Here is an 18,492-nt window from a genome sequence, read left to right on the forward strand (position 1 = left end):
GACGACGCACCCGCGCCGCCGAAACCACCACACGCATCAACACCGAACGCAAACTCAACAAGCTTGAGGCCAACAACTTCGACCCCTGCCGGAGATAGGTGGCAGAAGCCCGGCGCCGTTGGCCATCGACAGCGCCGTCGCCCAACCAGTTTGACGTTCTCGTTCGCCAAATCACGGCGGCTCAGCGCCGAAATGGGTTCGGGGCGAGGGCCAAATGCGTTGTCAGCACTATCCCGGTAATTGCGCGCGGGGATGAATCCCTGTGCGAGCTCGAGCCGAGCCGCTCAGCTAGATGGGGAGACGCGCTGAGCATGACAGCAAGGCGATAGAGTTTTCCGGTGACCTGGGTAGAGCGTGCGGTCGAGCGTTCGGCGGCTGTGCAGCGGTCCCGCCAACGCATCGCCCAGCAGGTTCGTCAAATGCTGGACGCGGCCAGAAAGTTGATCGACGCCAAGGGCGACGACTTCACGACCCAGGAACTCGCCGCGGAAGCCGGCGTCGCGTTGCAGACGTTCTACCGCTACTTCGCCAGCAAGGACGAGCTGCTGCTGGCGGTGATCGGCGACGCGATGTCGGAGGCTGTCGACCGGTGGTCGCGCGAGGCCGCCGAACTGCCTGACCCTCTCGCCAGGCTGCGCTACTACCTCACCTCGACGCTGGAGCGGCTCGGCGGCGACAATCGCGACGCCGCGATGCCGCGGTTCGTTGTCTCCACGCGCTGGCGGCTGCACCGGCAGTTTCCGAAGGAACTCGCAGAGGCCGAGAAGCCGTTCGTCGACCTGGTGCGCCGCGAAGTCGACGCCGCGATCGAAGCGGGCCTTCTGAATCCACCTGACCCCGAATGGGATTCATGGCTGATGACCGAACTCGTGCGGTCGGTCTACCACTACTACGCGTTCGCCGCGCCCGCCGAGGGGGAACTCGAGGTCGTCAAGGAGCAACTGTGGCGGTTCTGCCTGACGGCCCTGGGCGGCAGCACCGGCTAGTGATGATTCGCGATCCACTGGGCGGCGAACTGCTCCTCGGCGTCGAAGAGGTACTTGATGTGGTGCAGGATCAGGTCCTCGAGCGCGCCGCCGATCAACGGGATCCGCACCTTGCAGACGCTGGCCAACCGCAACTGGCTGCCGGTGGCGGTGTCGGTGAGGAAGTACTGCCCGCCGAACCGGCCCGGCCCGCGCGGAATGGACGCCGCGTAACTGCCCTTGGCCTGGTTTTTCGCATGGTCGAACGGGTCGAAATGCTGCTTGCGGGTGATGACCATGTCGGAGGGCACGACCGAACGCGCGATCGAAGGTAGCTCCGAGCGCGGCACCTCCTGGACGAACACGATGTCGGTGCCCCGCTCATCGCACGAGAACGACGTGATCTCCGAGGGACTCATTTGCCGATAGGCGTCCATCAGGCTTTGCCAGTAGTCGCGGCTGGTGAAGTCCTGATACATCTTCTCGGCGGGCACGTCGAACCCGATGGTGTACTCCATGCGGCGCGACATGGAACGAAAGTTTACTTACGAATCAGGCGTTTCCGGTGAGCCATCCTGTGGTGAAGCGTTGCTCGGCGATCAGCAGGTCGACCAGCTGCGACCCGATGAAGTTCTCGATCTTGCCGCCCACCAACGGCACCCGTACCTCGACCGTCACGTTGAACGTGAGCCGCGAGCCGCGGCCTGAACTTGCCGGCGCCAGCACCGCGGTGCCCGAGAGGTTGGCAGGCGCACCGTCGATCGAGCCCTTGACTGTGGCGTCGGCCCGCCCGTCGCGCACCGGGCCCCACGTCTCCTCGCGCACGAAGCTCAGGTCACCCCTGTGAAACTGCGACACCAGACCGGGCAGCCGGTCGGCCCGCAGCGTCTGGGTGGTGACCACGTCGATGCCGCCGTCGTCCTCGACGACCATCGAATCCAGCGAGTAGTCGTCGGCGCCGGAATCGGCCAACCGCGCCAACCAGTAGCGCTCATCGCTGAAGGCACGGTGCACCTGTTCGACGCCGCCCTCGTACTCGGCGGCCATGTCGAATGAACGCGGCATAGCTGGCCACGCTACCGTTACCGCCCGTGGTCACATCGGTCATAGGGGGCGCGTCCGTCGCGGAGTCGGTGCCGCTCGGTCCGTTGACCACGCTGCGCGTCGGTGGCGTCGCGCAGCGGCTCATCACGTGCGACACCACGCAGAAAGTCGTGGACGTCGTGCGCGCCCTCGGTCCCGATGACGACGCGCTGGTGCTCGCCGGCGGCTCCAACGTCGTGCTGTCCGACGACCTCACCGACCTGACCGTCATCCTGCTCGCCAACACCGAAATCACCGTCGAGGACACCGTGCTGCGCGCCGAAGCGGGCGCGGTGTGGGACGACGTCGTGGTGACATCGCTGGCGCACGGCCTCGGCGGACTCGAATGCCTTTCCGGCATACCGGGTTCGGCGGGCGCCACCCCGGTGCAGAACGTCGGCGCATACGGCGCCGAGGTCGCCGACACGATCCGGCGCGTGCGACTGCTGGACCGCCGCACCGGCGAAGACCGGTGGGTCGGCCCGGACGCGCTGCAGTTCGGTTACCGCACCAGCGTCCTCAAGCACTCGTCGCACGCGATCGTGCTCGAGGTGGAGTTCGCGTTGGGCGCCGACGGCCGCAGCGCGCCGATGCGCTACGGCGAGCTGGCCACCGCGTTGGAGGTGGAGGCCGGAGCGCACGCCGATCCGATGCGGGTGCGCGAGACGGTGCTGGAGTTGCGGGCCCGCAAGGGCATGGTGCTCGACGAGGCCGACCACGACACCTGGAGCGTCGGGTCGTTCTTCACCAACCCCGTGGTGACGCGCGCGGAGTTCGAGCGGCTGCGCGACAGCGTCGACGGGCCCGTGCCCAACTATCCGGCGGGGGAGAAGGTGAAGCTGGCGGCCGGCTGGCTCGTCGAGCGTGCGGGCTTCGCGAAGGGCTATCCCGGTGAGGGCGCCCCGGCCCGGCTGTCGACCAAGCACGCGCTGGCGATCACCAACCGCGGCACGGCGACGACCGCCGACGTGATCGCGCTGGCGCGGACCGTACGCGACGGCGTGCGAAGCACATTCGGGATCGAACTCACACCTGAGCCTGCGCTGGTCGGCTGCCGCCTCTAGGTACGCTGGGTTCGCGTGAGCCCTGGCCCGATTTTCGATGCCTGGCCGCCGCAGATCAGCCGGCGTCGCGCCCTGTCTGCCCTGGTGGTCGGCGTTGTCGCGCCCGGCGCGCTGGCGGCCTGTGCCGGCGACTCGGGCACGACGGCGGGCGAGGCGGCCGCACCCGAAGCCCCGACGGTGAAGTTCGAGCCGGAGGACGCCGCCACCGACGTCTCACCGGTCACGCCGGTCAGTGCCGAGGTCACCGACGGCTGGTTCCAGCGGGTCGCGTTGACCAACCCGGAGGGCAAGGTGGTCGCTGGCACCCTCAACCGCGACCGCACCGCGTTCACCGTCACCGAGCCGCTCGGCTACGGCGTGCGCTACACCTGGGACGGCTCGGTGGTCGGCCGCGACGGCAAGGCCGTGCCGCTGTCGGGGTCGTTCACCACGCTGACGCCGACAAAACAGGTCAGCGGCCAGTTCCAGCTCGCCGACGGTCAGGTCGTCGGGGTGGCGGCGCCGATCATCCTGCAGTTCGACGCTTCGATCAGCGACAAGGCGTCGGTCGAGAAAGCCGTCACGGTGACCACCGATCCGCCCGTCGAGGGCAGCTGGGCATGGTTGCCCGACGAGGTCGGCGGCTCCCGCATGCATTGGCGCACCAGGGAGTACTTCCCGCCGGGCACCAAGGTCGACGTCGACGCCCGGCTGTACGGTGTGCCGTTCGGCGACGGCGCCTACGGTGCGCAGGATTCGACGCTGCACTTCGAGATCGGTCGCCGCCAGGTGGTCCGGGCGCACGCGCCGTCGCACCGGATTCAGGTGCTCGACGAGCAGGGCGCTGTCATCATGGACTTCGCGTGCAGCTACGGCGAGGGTGACCTGGACCGCAACGTGACCCGCAGCGGCATCCACGTCGTCACCGAGAAGTACGAGGACTTCTGGATGACCAACCCGGCCGCCGGCTACGCCAACATCCACGAGCGGTGGGCCGTGCGAATCTCCAACAACGGCGAGTTCATCCACGCCAACCCGGCCAGCCTGGGTTCGCAGGGCAGCAGCAACGTCACCAACGGCTGCATCAACCTGTCCGAGGGCGATGCCGAGCAGTACTTCCACAGCGCAATATACGGCGATCCGGTCGAGGTCACCGGCACCCGCATCGAGTTGTCCTACAGTGACGGCGACATCTGGGACTGGGTGGTGCCGTGGGACGAGTGGGTGGCGATGTCTGCGCTCAGTGATGAGCCGTCCCCCGACGAGATCCCCTACAACGCGCCCGCCACCCCCTCGGGCGCCCCGCAACCGGCCGGCCGCTGAGCCGTTTGTGCACACAAATCACTCAGGAGCGGCGGTTGAAGCGGGTGGCGGTGGCCTGATCGCGCGGACGGATCACGATCGAGTCCAGGTTCACGTGCGACGGGCGGGAGGCTACGAAACCGATCACCTCGGCGACGTCCTCGGCGACCAGCGGCGTGACACCCTCGTACACCTTGGCCGCCCGTTCCTCATCCCCGTCGAACCGGCGCAGCGAGAAGTCGGTCTTCACCATGCCCGGGGCGATCTCGGTGAGCCGCACCGGCTTTCCCAATAGCTCGCCGCGCAGCGTGCGGTGCAGCGCGCCCTGCGCGTGCTTGGCCGACGTGTAACCGGAGCCGCCGTCGTAGGTCTCGAACGCCGCGATGGAGGTGACGGTGACGATCAGCCCGTCGCCCGAGTCGATCAGCTTCGGCAGCAGCGCCCGGGTGACCCGCAGCGTGCCGAGCACGTTGGCCTCCCACATCCACCGCCAGTTGTCGATGTCGGCCTCGGCGACCGGTTCCAGGCCGCGGGCCCCGCCGGCGTTGTTGACCAGCACATCGACCCGCTGCAGGCTGTCGGCCAGCGCCGAGACCTCCTCCTCGGAAGTGACGTCGGTCACACTCGCGGTGCCGCCGATCTCCTTCGCGAGCGCCTCGACACGGTCCGCGCGGCGGGCCACGCAGACCACATGAAAACCCTGAGCGGCAAGGGTTTTCGCGGTCGCCTCGCCGATGCCGGCGCTGGCGCCGGTGACCACCGCGACCCGGTTTGCGGTCTGTGGTGCGATCATCTGCCCAACCTTAGTTGGCGTGCTAAATTCCCCCGTATGTACGGGAGCTGTTGTTGTCGCCGCGCGCTCTGCCGCGCCTGAGCGACTCCGCAGAACCGCTTCCTATGTCCTGACGAGTCGCCAGGGGTGGCCAAATCCCCGCCCGCCGGCTTCCCGAAGGACACCCCATGACCATCACCACCGTTCGCCCGGCTCCGACCGTCGCTCACACCAAGCGCGCGCTGCTGACCAGATACCACATCGTCGCGCCGTCGCTGAAGGTCGCCGACGCCGCGGCCGCCTCGGTGTTCGGCGCGGCACGACTGCGCGGCCCGATCGCCCGCGACGTCATCGCACAACACACCAAGCTGAGCATCGCCACGGTCAACCGGCAGGTGACCGCGCTGCTCGAGGCCGGTGTGCTGCGTGAACGCGCCGATCTGGCGGTCTCGGGCGCAGTCGGCCGGCCGCGGGTCCCCGTGGAGGTCAACCACGAGCCCTACCTGACGCTGGGCATCCACATCGGCGCCCGCGCCACCAGCATCGTGGCCACCGACCTGTTCGGCCGCACCCTCGACGTGGTCGAGACGCCGACACCGCGCGGATCCCAGGCCGCCGCGGTGTCCGCCCTGGCCGAAAGCGCGCGCCGCTACCTGAGCCGGTGGCACCGCCGCAGGCCGCTGTGGGTGGGCGTGGCCGCGGGCGGCGTCGTCGACAGCACCGCGGGGACGCTGGATCATCCTCGGCTCGGTTGGAGCGACGCGCCGGTCGGGCCGGTGCTGGCCGAGGCGCTCGGCCTGCCTGTCTCGGTCGCCTCCCACGTCGACGCCATGGCCGGCGCCGAACTGCTGCTCGGGGTGCGCCGCCAGCCCTCGCCGACATCGACCAGCCTCTACGTCTATGCGCGCGAAACCGTCGGCTACGCGCTGTCGATCGGCGGGCGGGTGCATTCGCCGACCAGCGGGCCCGGCACCATCGCCGCGTTGCCCGCCCAATCCGAATTGCTCGGCGGCAGCGGGCAATTGGAGGCCACGGTCAGCGACGAGGCGGTGCTCACCGCGGCCCGTAGAGCGCGCATCATCCCCGCGCAGGGGCCGGGGTCGACGATGCAGGCGCTGTTGCGGGCCGCGCGCCAGGACCACCCGCAGGCGCAGGAGCTGCTGGCCGAGCGGGCGCGGGTGCTCGGCGAGGCGGTGGCGCTGCTGCGCGACATGCTCAACCCCGACGACCTGGTGGTCGGCGGTCAGGCGTTCACGCAGTACCCCGAGGGCATGGCCCTGGTGGAGGAGGCGTTCGCGCAGCGCTCTGTGCTGCCTCCGCGCCAGATCCGGGTGACCGCGTTCGGCAACCGGGTGCAGGAGGCGGGCGCGGGGGTGGTCTCCCTCGGGGGGCTGTACGCCGACCCGATCGGCGCCATACGGCGCGCCGGCCGCAGGGACGCCACCGCCTGATCCCAAGTCTTTCGCCGTGGCGGTGTAGACATGAGTGTGTGCGCCTAGCCACGGATGTGCCCCGGCCTGATGTCGCCGGCCGCGCGGCTCCCCGGCCTGATGTCGCCGGCCGCTTGGCTCCCAGGCGTGTCGCTGTGTTGTCGGTGCACACATCCCCGTTGGCCCAACCCGGCATGGGCGACGCCGGCGGCATGAACGTCTATGTGCTGCAGACCGCGCTGCAGATGGCGCGCCGCGGCGTCGAGGTGGAGATCTTCACCAGGGCCACGTCGTCGGCCGACGCGCCCGTCGTGGCGGTGGCGCCCGGAGTGCTCGTGCGCAACGTCGTGGCCGGGCCGTTCGAGGGCTTGGACAAGTACGACCTGCCCACCCAGCTGTGCGCGTTCACCGCAGGCGTGCTGCGCGCCGAGGCCACCCACGAACCCGGCTACTACGACATCGTGCACTCGCACTACTGGCTGTCCGGTCAGGTCGGCTGGCTGGCACGGGACCGCTGGGCGGTGCCGCTGGTGCACACCGCGCACACGCTGGCCGCCGTCAAGAACGCCGCGCTGGCCGAAGGTGACGCACCAGAACCGCCGCTGCGCGCGGTCGGCGAACAGCAGGTTGTCGACGAAGCCGACCGGTTGATCGTCAACACCGAAATCGAAGCGCAGCAACTGGTTTCGCTACATCGGGCGGACCCGGCCCGCATCGACGTCGTGCACCCGGGCGTCGAGCTGGACACGTTCACCCCCGGCGACCGGCGCGCGGCCCGCGCCGCGCTGGGGCTGGACCCCGAGGCGCCGACGGTGGGTTTCGTCGGGCGCATCCAACCGCTCAAGGCGCCCGACCTGGCGCTGCGCGCCGCGGCCAAGCTGCCGGGCGTGCGGGTGCTGATCGCCGGCGGGCCGTCGGGCACCGGGCTGCAGGCGCCCGACGGGCTGATTCGGCTGGCCGACGACCTGGGTATCGCCGATCGCGTGACGTTCCTTCCGCCACAGTCCCGAGAATCGCTGGTCAACGTGTACCGGGCCGCCGATCTGATCGCGGTGCCGAGTTACTCGGAGTCGTTCGGCCTGGTCGCCATCGAGGCGCAGGCATGCGGCACCCCGGTCGTGGCGGCCGCGGTCGGCGGGCTGCCCGTCGCGGTGCGCGACGGCGTCACCGGCACCCTGGTGCACAGCCACGACGTCGACGACTGGTCCGCGGCCATCGGCGCGCTGCTGGACCGGGGCCCGGACACGCTGCGCCCTGCCGCCGTCGCGCACGCCGCGACGTTCTCCTGGTCGCACACCGTCGACTCGCTGCTGGCCAGCTACGGTCGCGCGATCAGCGACCACCGCGCCCGCCACCAGCCCGCAGCGCGGCGCAACGGCCGCATCTTCTCCCGCCGGCGGGTCCGGGCATGAACCCCGCCGAGGCCGAGCAGATCATCGTCGCCGCGTGCAAGGAAAGCGAGCTGGTCTGCACCCGCCACGAGGGTGCCCACGGCGGGCTGCCCGGGATCATCGTCGAGTTGCCCGGCGAGCGTCGTCTCAAGACCAACACGATCCTGTCCATCGGCGAGCACTCGGTGCGCATCGAGGCGTTCGTGTGCCGCCAACCCGACGAGAACCACGAGGGCGTCTACCGGTTCCTGCTCAAGCGCAACCGCAAGCTGTACGGGGTGGCCTACACCCTCGACAACGTCGGCGACATCTATCTGGTCGGCCGGATGGCGCTGCACGCGGTCACCCACGACGAGATCGACCGGGTGCTGGGCCAGGTGCTCGAGGCCGTCGACTCGGACTTCAACACCCTGCTGGAGTTGGGATTCCGGTCGTCCATCCAGAAGGAGTGGGAGTGGCGGGTGTCGCGGGGCGAGTCGCTGAAGAATTTGCAGGCCTTCGAGCACCTCATCGACGACGACTGATCTGGGGCGACCAGATCCCGCCATTTCGTCGGTCTCGCCTCCGACTAGGCTCTCTGCCATGGGAAACTCCACGCTCATCCTGCTGCGCCACGGCGAAAGCGAATGGAACGCCAAGAACCTGTTCACCGGGTGGGTCGACGTCGACCTGACCGACAAGGGGCGCGCCGAAGCCATCCGTGCCGGTGAGTTGATCAAGGAGCTGGACCGCCAGCCCGACGTGCTGTACACGTCGCTGCTGCGCCGGGCGATCACCACCGCCAACCTCGCGCTGGACAAGGCAGACCGGCACTGGATCCCGGTGCAACGCGATTGGCGTCTCAACGAGCGCCACTACGGCGCGTTGCAGGGCCTGAACAAGGCCGAGACCAAGGAGAAGTACGGCGAAGAGCAGTTCATGGCGTGGCGGCGCAGCTATGACACCCCGCCGCCGCCGATCGAACCCGGCAGCACCTACAGCCAGGACGGCGATCCGCGCTACGCCGACATCCCCGGCGGCCCGCCGCGCACCGAATGCCTCAAGGACGTCGTCGAACGGTTCGTGCCGTACTACACCGAGGTGATCGAACCCGACCTGCGCGCGGGCAAGACCGTACTGATCGCCGCGCACGGCAACTCGCTGCGCGCCCTGGTGAAGCATCTCGACGGCATGTCCGACGAGGACGTCGTCGGCCTCAACATCCCCACCGGCATCCCGTTGCGCTACGACCTGGATTCCGATCTCAAGCCGACGATCATCGGCGGGCAGTACCTGGATCCCGAGGCCGCCGCGGCCGGCGCCGCCGCCGTCGCAGCCCAAGGCGCCAAATAACGCGCAGACCGGCGGTTTCGGGCAAACATTCGGTGAACAGCGGTCGAACACCTGAGATTTGTTGTGTGACTTATCGCGATTACGCCGCACGCTGCTGGGATGACGTTCACGGTATGCGTACGCTTTTCGCGTGAGTGTCGTATCGGCGCTACTGCTCGCGGCGGTGGCCCTGCTCGCACTGGTGATCGGTGTCGGGCTCGGGGCGGGCCTTGCTCCCCGCTGGATCGAGCGCCGGCGCCGCAAGGTCGCCCAGCAGACCGGCATCACGGTCTCGCAGATGCTCGAGCACGTGCTGTCCCAATCTCCGGTGGGCGTCGTCCTGGTCGACACCTTCCGTGACGTCGTCTACTCCAACAGCCGCGCGCGTGAGCTGGGCCTGGTCACCGACCGACTGCTCGACGACCGGGCGTGGCTGGCCGCCGAACGCACGCTGGCCACGGGGGAGGACGCCGAGGTCGACCTGTCGCCGCGCAAACGCAGCACCCCGGGACGGTCGGTGCAGTCCATCCGCGGCCATGTGCGGCTGCTGACCGAGGAGGATCGCCGGTTCGCCGTGGTGTACGTCGACGACCTCTCGGAGCACGCGCGGATGGAAGCGACCCGCAGGGATTTCGTCGCCAATGTCAGCCACGAGCTCAAGACCCCCGTCGGCGCGATGAGCGTGCTGGCCGAGGCGCTGCTGGCGTCCGCAGACGACCCCGAGACGGCACGCCATTTCGCCGAGAAGATGCTGGCCGAATCGCACCGGCTGGCGAACATGGTCGGCGAGCTGATCGAACTGTCGCGGCTGCAGGGCGCCGAACGACTGCCCGACCTGGGAGCCGTCGACGTCGACACCGTGGTATCCGAGGCGCTGTCGCGTTACAAGGTGGTGGCCGACAACGCCGACATCGCGATCACCACTGACGCGCCGACCGGCTATCAGGTCCTTGGCGATCAGCCGCTGCTGGTCACCGCGGTGGCCAACCTGGTCTCCAACGCAATCGCCTACTCGCCCAACGGATCTTCGGTGTCGATCAGCCGACGCCGACGCGATGACCACATCGAGATCGCGGTCACCGACCGCGGAATCGGCATCGCCCCGGAAGACCAGGAGCGAGTTTTCGAACGCTTCTTCCGGGTGGACAAGGCACGCTCACGGGCCACCGGCGGCACCGGCCTAGGGCTCGCCATCGTCAAACACGTCGCCGCCAACCACAACGGGTCCATCCGGTTGTGGAGCCGGCCCGGCACGGGATCGACGTTCACCCTGTCGATTCCGGCATATCCCCAAGCCGACGAAGATGCGCAACGCGAACGAGAGGACTAGCGAAACAAAATGACCAGCGTGTTGATCGTGGAGGACGAGGAGTCCTTGGCTGATCCCCTGGCCTTTCTGCTCCGCAAGGAGGGCTTCGAGGCCACCGTGGTGGCCGACGGCCCTTCGGCGCTGGCCGAGTTCGAGCGGGCCGGCGCCGACATCGTGCTGCTCGACCTGATGCTGCCGGGGATGAGCGGGACCGACGTGTGCAGGCAATTGCGTTCGCGCTCAAGCGTTCCGGTCATCATGGTGACCGCCCGCGACAGTGAGATCGACAAGGTGGTCGGCCTGGAACTCGGCGCCGACGACTACATCACCAAGCCGTACTCGGCGCGGGAGCTGATCGCGCGTATCCGCGCGGTGCTGCGCCGCGGCGCCGAGACCGACGACAACGGCGTCGGCGACGGCGTGCTGGAGGCCGGGCCGATCCGGATGGACGTCGAACGCCACGTGGTCACCGTCAACGGAGAGACGGTCACGTTGCCGCTCAAAGAGTTCGACCTGCTCGAATATCTGCTGCGCAACAGCGGGCGGGTGCTGACCCGCGGCCAGCTGATCGATCGGGTGTGGGGTGCGGACTACGTCGGCGACACCAAAACCCTTGACGTGCACGTGAAGCGACTGCGGTCCAAGATCGAGGCCGACCCCGCGAACCCGGTGCACCTGGTCACGGTGCGCGGCCTCGGCTACAAGCTCGAGGGCTAGCGATTTCGGCGTGGTTTGTCACGCTGACCGTGACGAAATACGCCGAAATCCCTATTCGGCAGCGCGGGTCGCGGGGTGGATCGCGATCAGCCCCAACGCGCTGCGCCGCTTGCACATCGCGGCCAGCTCGGCGTAGGCCTTCTCGCCGAGCAGTTCGGTGAGCTCGGGGGCGTAGGACTCCCACACCTGTTTGGTGCCGACGTGCGCGGCCGGGTCGCCGGTGCAGTACCAGTGCAGGTCCGCTCCGCCCTCGCCCCAGGCTCTGCGGTCGTACTCGGTGATCCAGGACTTCAGGATCTCCGAGCCGTCCGGGCGCTCGACCCATTCCTGCACCCGCCGGATCGGCAGCTGCCAGCACACGTCGGGCTTCATCGTCAACGGCTCGACGCCCAGCTTCAACGCCTTGCTGTGCAGCGCACACCCGATCCCGCCGGGAAACCCCGGCCGGTTCAGAAAGATGCAGGCGCCCTTGTATTTTCGGGTGCGCAGGTTGGGTTCGCCGTCGTACTCGTCCATTTCGAGGTAGCCCTTCTTGCCCAGGCCCTTGTCCCGGAACTGCCAGTCCTCGTCGGTCAGCTGCTCGACGGCGTCGTCGAGGCGGGCACGGTCGTCGTCGTCGGACAAGAACGCGCCGTGCGAACAGCACCCGTCGTCCGGGCGGCCGGCCACCGTGCCCTTGCACGCCGGCGTGCCGAACACACACGTCCAGCGCGACAACAGCCACGTCATGTCGGCGGCAATCAGATGCTCGGGGTTGTCGGGGTCGTAGAACTCGACCCACTCACGGGCGAAATCGAGTTCGACCTCTCCGGGATGCGTGCCAGTCACGTATCCAACGGTAGACCGATTAAGTTGGGAGAGTGCGATTAGGCGTGCTCGACGTGGGCAGCAACACGGTTCACCTTCTGGTGGTGGATGCACGCCGTGGTGGGCATCCGACGCCGATGAGTTCCACCAAGGCGTCGCTGCGGCTCGCCGAATCGATGGACCAGTCCGGCAACCTGACCCGCAAGTGCGCCGACAAGTTGGTCCGCACCGTCGACGAGTTCGCCAAGATCGCCGCCAGCTCCGGATGCGCGGAGCTGATGGCGTTCGCCACCTCCGCCGTCCGGGACGCGACCAACTCCGACGCCGTGCTCGCGCGGGTGCAGGCCGAGACCGGGGTGGAGCTCAAGGTGCTCAGCGGCGTCGACGAGTCCCGGCTGACCTTTCTGGCGGTGCGTCGCTGGTACGGCTGGAGCGCCGGGCGCATCGTCAACATCGACATCGGCGGCGGCTCGCTGGAACTGTGCAACGGCGTGGACGAGGAGCCGGAGGTGGCGCTGTCGCTGCCGCTGGGCGCGGGCCGGCTGACCCGCGAGTGGCTACCCGACGACCCGCCGGGCCGGCGCCGGGTCGCGATGCTGCGCGACTGGCTGGCCACCGAGCTCGCCGACGCCGGCGCCGAGGTGGTCAAGGCCGGTGCCCCCGACCTGACCGTGGCGACCTCCAAGACGTTCCGCTCGCTGGCCCGGCTGACCGGCGCGGCACCCTCAGGAGCAGGGCCGAGGGTGAAACGAACCCTGACGGCGACCGGCCTTAGGCAGCTCATAGCTTTCATCTCTAGGATGACCGCTGCTGACCGAGCGGAGTTGGAAGGGGTGAGCAGCGACCGGGCGCCGCAGATCGTGGCCGGGGCGTTGGTGGCCGAGGCAAGCATGAACGCGCTTGCTGTGGAGACCGTGGACATCTGCCCGTGGGCGTTGCGGGAAGGGCTGATTCTGCGGAAACTCGACAGCGAAACCAACGGTAGCGGCTTTATCGGCGATACCGAGAATCCGGTCTCGGTGGAAACGTCCGGTCAGGATGCTGGACGATAGGTGACGAGGCCCAGAGGCGACAGACGATGACAGGATCAGAGGACAGCAGCAGCACGCGACCGATCTCGGTTGCGGAGTTGCTCGCGCGCAACGGCACGATCGGTGCCCCACCCGTCGGTGGCCGACGCAGGCGACGCCGCGGCTCCGCCGACTCGATCACGGTCGCCGAGCTGACCGGCGAGATCCCGATCGTCCGTCCCGACACCGTCGACACCGCTGAAACCGCACCGGCGGACACCGAAGCCGTCGACACCAACGGTGCCGTCGACCAGGACGTCGAGACCAAGGCCGCGCCCGAAACCGACGAGGCGCAGGTCGAGGCGCTCGAGGAGGAGGCGCCCGCCGAGGTCGACGAGGTGGCTGCCCAGGACGAGGCCGAGGCCACCGAGATCGACGAGATCGACGAGATCGACGAGATCGACGAGGTCACCGCCGAGGCCGAGGCCATCGAGGACGAGGACGTCGACGATGAATACGCGGGCGCCGTGGCCGACTACACGGCCTACATCGAGCACCGCGAGAAAGACTCCGACCTGGACTTCTTCGCGCCACCGCGGCGCTCGGCGGTCACGTCGCGCCCCACGTCGGCCGCCGCGGTGGACGCCGAGCAGATGAGCCCCGACCCGCTCATCGGCTGGACCGACGCGCCGGCCGAGGACGACACCGACGTCGCCGAACTGGACAGGGCCGCCGAAGTCGCCGACGAGGACGAGCTGCCGTCGTACCTGCGCTCCGGCGATGACACGTTGTTCGACGGCCCGACGGTCGATGACGACCTCACCCTTCGCGAGAAGCGTCCGGGCCCGGAGGACATCGATCTCGAGGACCACGAGGACCACGACGAAGACGTCGGCACCGCCGCGCCCTCCCGGATGTCGTCGATCCTGCGGGCGGCCTGGGTGGTCGGGCAGTGCATCGTGGCCGTCGCGTTCGGCGCGGGCCTGTTCATCGCCTTCGACCAGCTGTGGAAGTGGAACAACATCGTCGCGCTGGTGCTGTCGGTGCTGGTGATCCTGGGCCTCGTCGTGGGTGTGCGGGTGGTCCGCAAGACCGAAGACATCGGCAGCACGCTGATCGCGGTGGCCGTCGGCGCCCTGGTCACGTTGGGCCCGTTGGCGCTGCTGCAGTCGGGCTAGGCGGCCGGCCGAATAATCCGATAGCACTGTGCGCCCCGCCATCAAGGTCGGTCTGTCGACGGCCTCGGTCTATCCGCTGAGAACCGAGGCCGCGTTCGAGTACGCCGCGCGGCTGGGCTACGACGGCGTCGAGCTGATGGTGTGGGCCGAGACGATCAGCCAGGACGTCAAGGCCGTCGCGAAGCTGTCGCAGCGCTACGGGGTGCCGGTGCTGTCGGTGCACGCGCCCTGCCTGCTGATCTCGCAGCGGGTGTGGGGCGCCAACCCGATACCAAAACTCGAGCGCAGCGTGCGCGCCGCGGAGGAACTGGGCGCCCAGACGGTCGTCGTGCATCCGCCGTTTCGCTGGCAGCGCCGCTATGCCGAGGGGTTCAGCGAACAGGTCGCCGAGCTCGAGGCATCCAGCGACGTGCTGGTCGCGGTGGAGAACATGTTCCCGTTCCGGGCCGACCGGTTCTTCGGCGCGGGGCAGACGTCGATCGAGCGGATGCGCAAGCGCGGCGGCAAGCCCGGACCCGGTATCTCGGCGTTCGCCCCGTCCTATGACCCGCTGGACGGCGATCACGCCCACTACACGCTCGACCTGTCCCACACCGCCACGGCGGGCACCGACGCGATCGACATGGCGCGCCGGATGGGCGACGGGCTGGTGCACCTGCACCTGTGCGACGGCAGCGGCGCGTCCACCGACGAGCATCTGGTGCCCGGCCACGGCACCCAGCCCACCGTCGAGATCTGCCAGATGCTGGCTGCCGGCGACTTTTCCGGGCATGTGATCCTTGAGGTGACCACGTCGGGCGCGCGGACCGCTGCCGAACGCGAGGCGCTGCTGACGGAGTCGCTGCAGTTCGCCCGCGCGCACCTGTTGCGCTGACCCCCCGCTGACGGAGGTAATCACCCATGTCCGGCTCCACCCTGTTCACCGACGCGATGGCCCTCACCAAGGTGGGCGACGGCGTGTACGACGGTGAGCTCAACGAGCACTGGACGATCGGGCCCAAGGTGCACGGCGGGGCGATGCTGGCGTTGTGCGCGAACGCGGCCCGCACCGAGCACGCCGGCGACGGCGTCGAGCCGATCGCGGTGTCGGGCAACTTCCTGTGGGCGCCGGACCCCGGACCCATGCGGGTCGTCACGACGGTGCGCAAGCGCGGCCGGCGGGTCAGCCTCGTCGACGTGGAACTGAACCAGGGCGACAGGACGGCGGTGCGCGCGGCGGTCACGTTGGGCGAACCCGAGCATCACGTCCCGCCGCTGCTGTCGGTGAACCCGGTCGTCCCGCTGATGCAGCCCGAGCCACCGCCCGGCCTGGAGCCGATCGGCCCGGGCCATCCCATGGCCGACGTCGTCCACCTGGCGCGGGGCTGCGACATCCGCCCGTCGCTGACGAGCTTCACGCCCCGCACCGACGGCGGCCCCCCGATCATCGAGTACTGGGTGCGGCCCAAGGGCACCGCGCCGGACGTGCTGTTCGCCCTGCTGTGCGGCGACGTGTCGGCGCCGGTGACGTTCGGCGTCAACCGGTTCGGATGGGCGCCGACGGTGCAGTTGACGGCCTACCTGCGCGCCATTCCGGCCGACGGCTGGCTGCGCGTGCTGTGCACGACGGTGCAGATCGGCCAGGACTGGTTCGACGAGGACCACATCGTCGTCGACTGCGAGGGCCACATCGTGGTGCAGACCCGCCAACTCGCGATGGTGCCGAGCGCGTAGCCCGGACCGCATCTGCAATGCTTTCCGGCATGGCGAGAATCGCGATCGTCGGTGGCGGAGGCATGGGTGAGGCGCTGTTGGCCGGGCTGCTGCGCGCCGGGCGGCAGGTCAAGGACCTGGTGGTCGCCGAGAAGGACCCCGACCGCGCGAAGTACCTGGCCGAGAAGCACTCGGTGCTGGTGACGACGGTCGCCGACGCCGTCGACACCGCGACGTACGTGATCGTCGCGGTGAAGCCGTTCGACGTCGAGGGCCTGGTCGCCGAGATCGCCGAAGCCGCGGCCCAGGCCGAAAGCGACACCGCCGAACAGGTTTTCGTCACGATCGCCGCGGGTGTGACGACGGCCTTCTTCGAGAACAAGCTGCCCGCCGGTGCGCCCGTCATCCGGGTGATGCCCAACGCGCCGGTGGTGGTCGGCGGGGGCGTGAGCGCGCTGGCGCCGGGCCGGTTCGCGACGCCGGAGCACCTCAAGGAGGTGTCGGCGATCTTCGACGCCGTCGGCGGCGTGCTGACCGTGCCGGAATCGCAGCTCGACGCGGTCACCGCGCTGTCGGGGTCGGGCCCGGCGTACTTCTTCCTGATGGTCGAGGCGATGGTGGACGCCGGGGTCAACGCGGGGTTGTCGCGGTCGGTGGCCACCGAACTCGTGGCGCAAACCATGGCCGGGTCGGCCGCGATGTTGCTGGATCGCCTCGACCAGACCCAGAAGAGCGGCGACGCGGGCGCGCGTCCGGCCATGGACACCTCCGCCGCCGAGCTCCGCGCGACCGTTACCTCGCCGGGCGGTACCACCGCGGCTGGTCTGCGGGAACTCGAAAAGGGTGGTTTGCGGGCGGCGGTGGCCAGCGCCGTCGACGCCGCGAAAACACGCTCTGAGCAGCTCGGAATTACATCTGAGTAATTCAACGAATTCCGATCGAATAACCCACACCCGTCGCAGTAACCCCACAAGCCACGCTATTCTCCTCGTTGTAAGCACGGGTTGGGATGCCAGCGGAGGGGAAGCCGCTGGAACGGCCCGTGCCTGAATGATTGGGTTGCGATGACGTCTATGAACGGGCCATCGGCGCGGGATTCGGCTAGTGGCAAGTCGGCACGTGACACCGGCTCCGCCGACAGCCAGCCGCCACGAGCTCAATTTCTCACCGTCGCCGAAGTGGCGAGCCTGATGAGGGTCAGCAAGATGACGGTGTACCGGCTGGTGCACAACGGAGAGCTGCCCGCCGTGCGGGTCGGCCGCTCGTTCCGGGTGCATGCCAAGGCTGTCCACGACATGTTGGAGAGCTCGTACTTCGACGCCGGCTAAACCGAGCCGTTTCCGTCCGCCGAGGTGGTCCCGGTAAGGTAACCGGGTCAAGTCAACACCTCTAGGTAGCGGAGTTCATGGGTTCAGTCATCAAGAAGCGGCGCAAGCGGATGTCGAAGAAGAAGCACCGTAAGCTGCTTCGTCGCACCCGGGTGCAGCGCAGAAAGCTCGGCAAGTAAGTTTCGCCCGCGGTCGCTAGGCTGACCGGATATGGATTCCGAGGGTCGCTCTTCCGGGCACGCTGACGGGTCTGAGTCACGCGACAGCGTGCACTATCCGAAGGTCGTACTGGTCACCGGGGCGTGCCGGTTCCTGGGCGGATATCTGACCGCCCGGTTGGCGCAGAACCCGTTGATCAACCATGTCATCGCCGTCGACGCGATCGCGCCGAGCAAGGATCTACTGCGCCGGATGGGCCGCGCCGAGTTCGTGCGCGCCGACATCCGGAACCCGTTCATCGCCAAGGTGATCCGCAACGGCGACGTCGACACCGTGGTGCATGCGGCGGCGGCCTCCTACGCCCCACGCTCGGGCGGACGGGCCACGCTCAAGGAACTCAACGTGATGGGCGCGATCCAACTGTTCGCCGCCTGCCAGAAGGCGCCGTCCGTGCGCCGGGTGATCCTCAAGTCGACGTCGGAGGTGTACGGCGCCAGCGCGCACGACCCGGTGATGTTCACCGAGGACAGCAGTGCCAGGCGTCCGCCCCGCGACGGGTTCGCGCGCGACAGCATCGACATCGAGGGTTACGCCCGCGGCCTGGGCCGGCGCCGAACCGACATCACCGTGACAATCCTGCGGCTGGCCAACATGATCGGGCCGGCGATGGACACCGCGCTGTCGCGCTACCTGGCCGGGCCGGTGGTGCCGACCGCCGCCGGGCACGACGCGCGGCTGCAGTTGCTGCACGAGCAGGACGCGCTCGGCGCGCTGGAGCGGGCGACGATGGCGGGCAAGCCGGGCACGTTCAACATCGGCGCCGCCGGGATCATCATGATGAGCCAGGCGATCCGGCGGGCCGGCCGGATACCCCTGCCGTTGCCGCGGCCGGTGCTGGCCGCTGCGGATTCGCTATGGCGCGCAACTCGCTACACTGAGCTAGATGTAATGACCAGGCAGGTTGTGAACGGCGTGGCGTGAGGAAGTAGGTGAGG

General features: G+C 68.8%; 20 protein-coding genes and 1 pseudogene. 17 read left to right on the forward strand and 4 right to left on the reverse strand.

Annotation, left to right across the window (positions count from 1 at the left end; genetic code table 11):
• Positions 1–377 precede the first annotated feature (377 nt).
• Positions 378–986, forward strand: a complete 609-nt coding sequence (locus MELE44368_RS21405; RefSeq protein ID WP_128110371.1) for a TetR/AcrR family transcriptional regulator — start codon at positions 378–380, stop codon at positions 984–986.
• On the opposite strand, the gene MELE44368_RS21410 is transcribed toward MELE44368_RS21405, so the two are convergent.
• Positions 983–1,495, reverse strand: a complete 513-nt coding sequence (locus MELE44368_RS21410) for a DUF2505 domain-containing protein (protein ID WP_206613828.1) — start codon at positions 1,493–1,495, stop codon at positions 983–985. The genes MELE44368_RS21405 and MELE44368_RS21410 overlap by 4 nt on opposite strands.
• A gap of 22 nt (positions 1,496–1,517) precedes the next feature.
• A complete protein-coding gene (locus MELE44368_RS21415) occupies positions 1,518–2,030 on the reverse strand; it encodes a DUF2505 domain-containing protein (RefSeq protein WP_128110357.1) in 513 nt (170 codons plus the stop codon).
• Positions 2,031–2,056: 26 nt separating this feature from the next.
• Here MELE44368_RS21415 and MELE44368_RS21420 point away from each other — a divergent pair, with 26 nt between their 5' ends.
• Positions 2,057–3,112 (forward strand): UDP-N-acetylmuramate dehydrogenase, encoded by a 1,056-nt coding sequence (locus tag MELE44368_RS21420; RefSeq protein ID WP_128110358.1) that lies wholly within the window; start codon positions 2,057–2,059, stop codon positions 3,110–3,112.
• A 15-nt stretch (positions 3,113–3,127) separates the two neighbouring features.
• Positions 3,128–4,414 carry a L,D-transpeptidase gene (locus MELE44368_RS21425; RefSeq protein ID WP_241566718.1) on the forward strand — a complete coding sequence of 429 codons (1,287 nt, stop codon included), beginning with the start codon at positions 3,128–3,130 and terminating at the stop codon, positions 4,412–4,414.
• Positions 4,415–4,436: 22 nt separating this feature from the next.
• Here MELE44368_RS21425 and MELE44368_RS21430 read toward each other — a convergent pair whose 3' ends face one another.
• Positions 4,437–5,186, reverse strand: a complete 750-nt coding sequence (locus tag MELE44368_RS21430; RefSeq protein WP_046754232.1) for an SDR family NAD(P)-dependent oxidoreductase — start codon at positions 5,184–5,186, stop codon at positions 4,437–4,439.
• Positions 5,187–5,353: 167 nt separating this feature from the next.
• Between MELE44368_RS21430 and MELE44368_RS21435 the strand changes: the two genes are divergently transcribed.
• The 6 genes from MELE44368_RS21435 (at position 5,354) to MELE44368_RS21460 (ending at position 11,323) form a co-directional block, all read left to right on the forward strand.
• Positions 5,354–6,616 carry an ROK family protein gene (locus tag MELE44368_RS21435; protein ID WP_128110359.1) on the forward strand — a complete coding sequence of 421 codons (1,263 nt, stop codon included), beginning with the start codon at positions 5,354–5,356 and terminating at the stop codon, positions 6,614–6,616.
• Between the two features lie 38 nt (positions 6,617–6,654).
• Entirely contained in the window at positions 6,655–8,007 is a 1,353-nt protein-coding gene (mshA, locus tag MELE44368_RS21440; protein ID WP_409366145.1) for a D-inositol-3-phosphate glycosyltransferase, read from the forward strand.
• Positions 8,004–8,510 (forward strand): type III secretion system chaperone family protein, encoded by a 507-nt coding sequence (locus MELE44368_RS21445; protein WP_128110361.1) that lies wholly within the window; start codon positions 8,004–8,006, stop codon positions 8,508–8,510. The genes mshA and MELE44368_RS21445 overlap by 4 nt, the downstream gene beginning before the upstream one ends.
• A gap of 58 nt (positions 8,511–8,568) precedes the next feature.
• Positions 8,569–9,318, forward strand: a complete 750-nt coding sequence (locus tag MELE44368_RS21450) for a phosphoglyceromutase (RefSeq protein ID WP_128110362.1) — start codon at positions 8,569–8,571, stop codon at positions 9,316–9,318.
• Between the two features lie 130 nt (positions 9,319–9,448).
• On the forward strand, positions 9,449–10,627 hold the full coding sequence (locus tag MELE44368_RS21455; RefSeq protein WP_128110363.1) for a sensor histidine kinase: 1,179 nt from the start codon (positions 9,449–9,451) through the stop codon (positions 10,625–10,627).
• A gap of 9 nt (positions 10,628–10,636) precedes the next feature.
• A complete protein-coding gene (locus MELE44368_RS21460; protein ID WP_128110364.1) occupies positions 10,637–11,323 on the forward strand; it encodes a response regulator in 687 nt (228 codons plus the stop codon).
• Between the two features lie 51 nt (positions 11,324–11,374).
• Here the strand turns inward: MELE44368_RS21460 and MELE44368_RS21465 are convergent, their stop codons facing one another.
• Positions 11,375–12,151 carry a DUF3109 family protein gene (locus MELE44368_RS21465; protein WP_128110365.1) on the reverse strand — a complete coding sequence of 259 codons (777 nt, stop codon included), beginning with the start codon at positions 12,149–12,151 and terminating at the stop codon, positions 11,375–11,377.
• 32 nt (positions 12,152–12,183) lie between these two features.
• Here MELE44368_RS21465 and MELE44368_RS21470 point away from each other — a divergent pair, with 32 nt between their 5' ends.
• The 8 genes and pseudogenes from MELE44368_RS21470 to MELE44368_RS21505 all read left to right on the forward strand — a co-directional run.
• Entirely contained in the window at positions 12,184–13,182 is a 999-nt protein-coding gene (locus MELE44368_RS21470; RefSeq protein WP_164890192.1) for a Ppx/GppA family phosphatase, read from the forward strand.
• A 26-nt stretch (positions 13,183–13,208) separates the two neighbouring features.
• On the forward strand, positions 13,209–14,318 hold the full coding sequence (locus MELE44368_RS21475; RefSeq protein ID WP_128110366.1) for an Rv0497 family membrane protein: 1,110 nt from the start codon (positions 13,209–13,211) through the stop codon (positions 14,316–14,318).
• A 28-nt stretch (positions 14,319–14,346) separates the two neighbouring features.
• Positions 14,347–15,192, forward strand: a complete 846-nt coding sequence (locus MELE44368_RS21480; RefSeq protein ID WP_128110367.1) for a sugar phosphate isomerase/epimerase family protein — start codon at positions 14,347–14,349, stop codon at positions 15,190–15,192.
• A 26-nt stretch (positions 15,193–15,218) separates the two neighbouring features.
• Complete coding sequence (locus MELE44368_RS21485) at positions 15,219–16,031, forward strand: thioesterase family protein (RefSeq protein ID WP_128110368.1); 813 nt, start codon at positions 15,219–15,221, stop codon at positions 16,029–16,031.
• Between the two features lie 29 nt (positions 16,032–16,060).
• Positions 16,061–16,933: a pyrroline-5-carboxylate reductase gene (gene proC / locus MELE44368_RS21490; RefSeq protein ID WP_128110369.1), complete on the forward strand. Its 873-nt coding sequence runs from the start codon at positions 16,061–16,063 to the stop codon at positions 16,931–16,933.
• A 141-nt stretch (positions 16,934–17,074) separates the two neighbouring features.
• On the forward strand, positions 17,075–17,338 hold the full coding sequence (locus MELE44368_RS21495) for a helix-turn-helix domain-containing protein (protein ID WP_046752438.1): 264 nt from the start codon (positions 17,075–17,077) through the stop codon (positions 17,336–17,338).
• 77 nt (positions 17,339–17,415) lie between these two features.
• Positions 17,416–17,517: a 30S ribosomal protein bS22 gene (locus MELE44368_RS21500; RefSeq protein WP_003402602.1), complete on the forward strand. Its 102-nt coding sequence runs from the start codon at positions 17,416–17,418 to the stop codon at positions 17,515–17,517.
• Positions 17,518–17,548: 31 nt separating this feature from the next.
• Positions 17,549–18,442 (forward strand): annotated as a pseudogene (locus MELE44368_RS21505) (NAD-dependent epimerase/dehydratase family protein); the annotation flags it as partial.
• Positions 18,443–18,492 lie beyond the last annotated feature (50 nt).

The sequence above is a fragment of the Mycolicibacterium elephantis DSM 44368 genome (assembly GCF_004014805.1).
GTDB classification, from domain to species: Bacteria; Actinomycetota; Actinomycetes; order Mycobacteriales; family Mycobacteriaceae; genus Mycobacterium; species Mycobacterium elephantis.

What these genes read in the sequence shown, in the direction of transcription:
- MELE44368_RS21410 (WP_206613828.1), bottom strand. Translation starts at nt 1,495, where the DNA reads ATGTCGCGCCGCATGGAGTACACCATCGGGTTCGACGTGCCCGCCGAG.
- MELE44368_RS21415 (WP_128110357.1), bottom strand. Translation starts at nt 2,030, where the DNA reads ATGCCGCGTTCATTCGACATGGCCGCCGAGTACGAGGGCGGCGTCGAA.
- MELE44368_RS21430 (WP_046754232.1), bottom strand. Translation starts at nt 5,186, where the DNA reads ATGATCGCACCACAGACCGCAAACCGGGTCGCGGTGGTCACCGGCGCC.
- MELE44368_RS21435 (WP_128110359.1), top strand. Translation starts at nt 5,354, where the DNA reads ATGACCATCACCACCGTTCGCCCGGCTCCGACCGTCGCTCACACCAAG.
- MELE44368_RS21445 (WP_128110361.1), top strand. Translation starts at nt 8,004, where the DNA reads ATGAACCCCGCCGAGGCCGAGCAGATCATCGTCGCCGCGTGCAAGGAA.
- MELE44368_RS21450 (WP_128110362.1), top strand. Translation starts at nt 8,569, where the DNA reads ATGGGAAACTCCACGCTCATCCTGCTGCGCCACGGCGAAAGCGAATGG.
- MELE44368_RS21460 (WP_128110364.1), top strand. Translation starts at nt 10,637, where the DNA reads ATGACCAGCGTGTTGATCGTGGAGGACGAGGAGTCCTTGGCTGATCCC.
- MELE44368_RS21475 (WP_128110366.1), top strand. Translation starts at nt 13,209, where the DNA reads ATGACAGGATCAGAGGACAGCAGCAGCACGCGACCGATCTCGGTTGCG.
- MELE44368_RS21485 (WP_128110368.1), top strand. Translation starts at nt 15,219, where the DNA reads ATGTCCGGCTCCACCCTGTTCACCGACGCGATGGCCCTCACCAAGGTG.
- proC (WP_128110369.1), top strand. Translation starts at nt 16,061, where the DNA reads ATGGCGAGAATCGCGATCGTCGGTGGCGGAGGCATGGGTGAGGCGCTG.
- MELE44368_RS21495 (WP_046752438.1), top strand. Translation starts at nt 17,075, where the DNA reads ATGACGTCTATGAACGGGCCATCGGCGCGGGATTCGGCTAGTGGCAAG.
- MELE44368_RS21500 (WP_003402602.1), top strand. Translation starts at nt 17,416, where the DNA reads ATGGGTTCAGTCATCAAGAAGCGGCGCAAGCGGATGTCGAAGAAGAAG.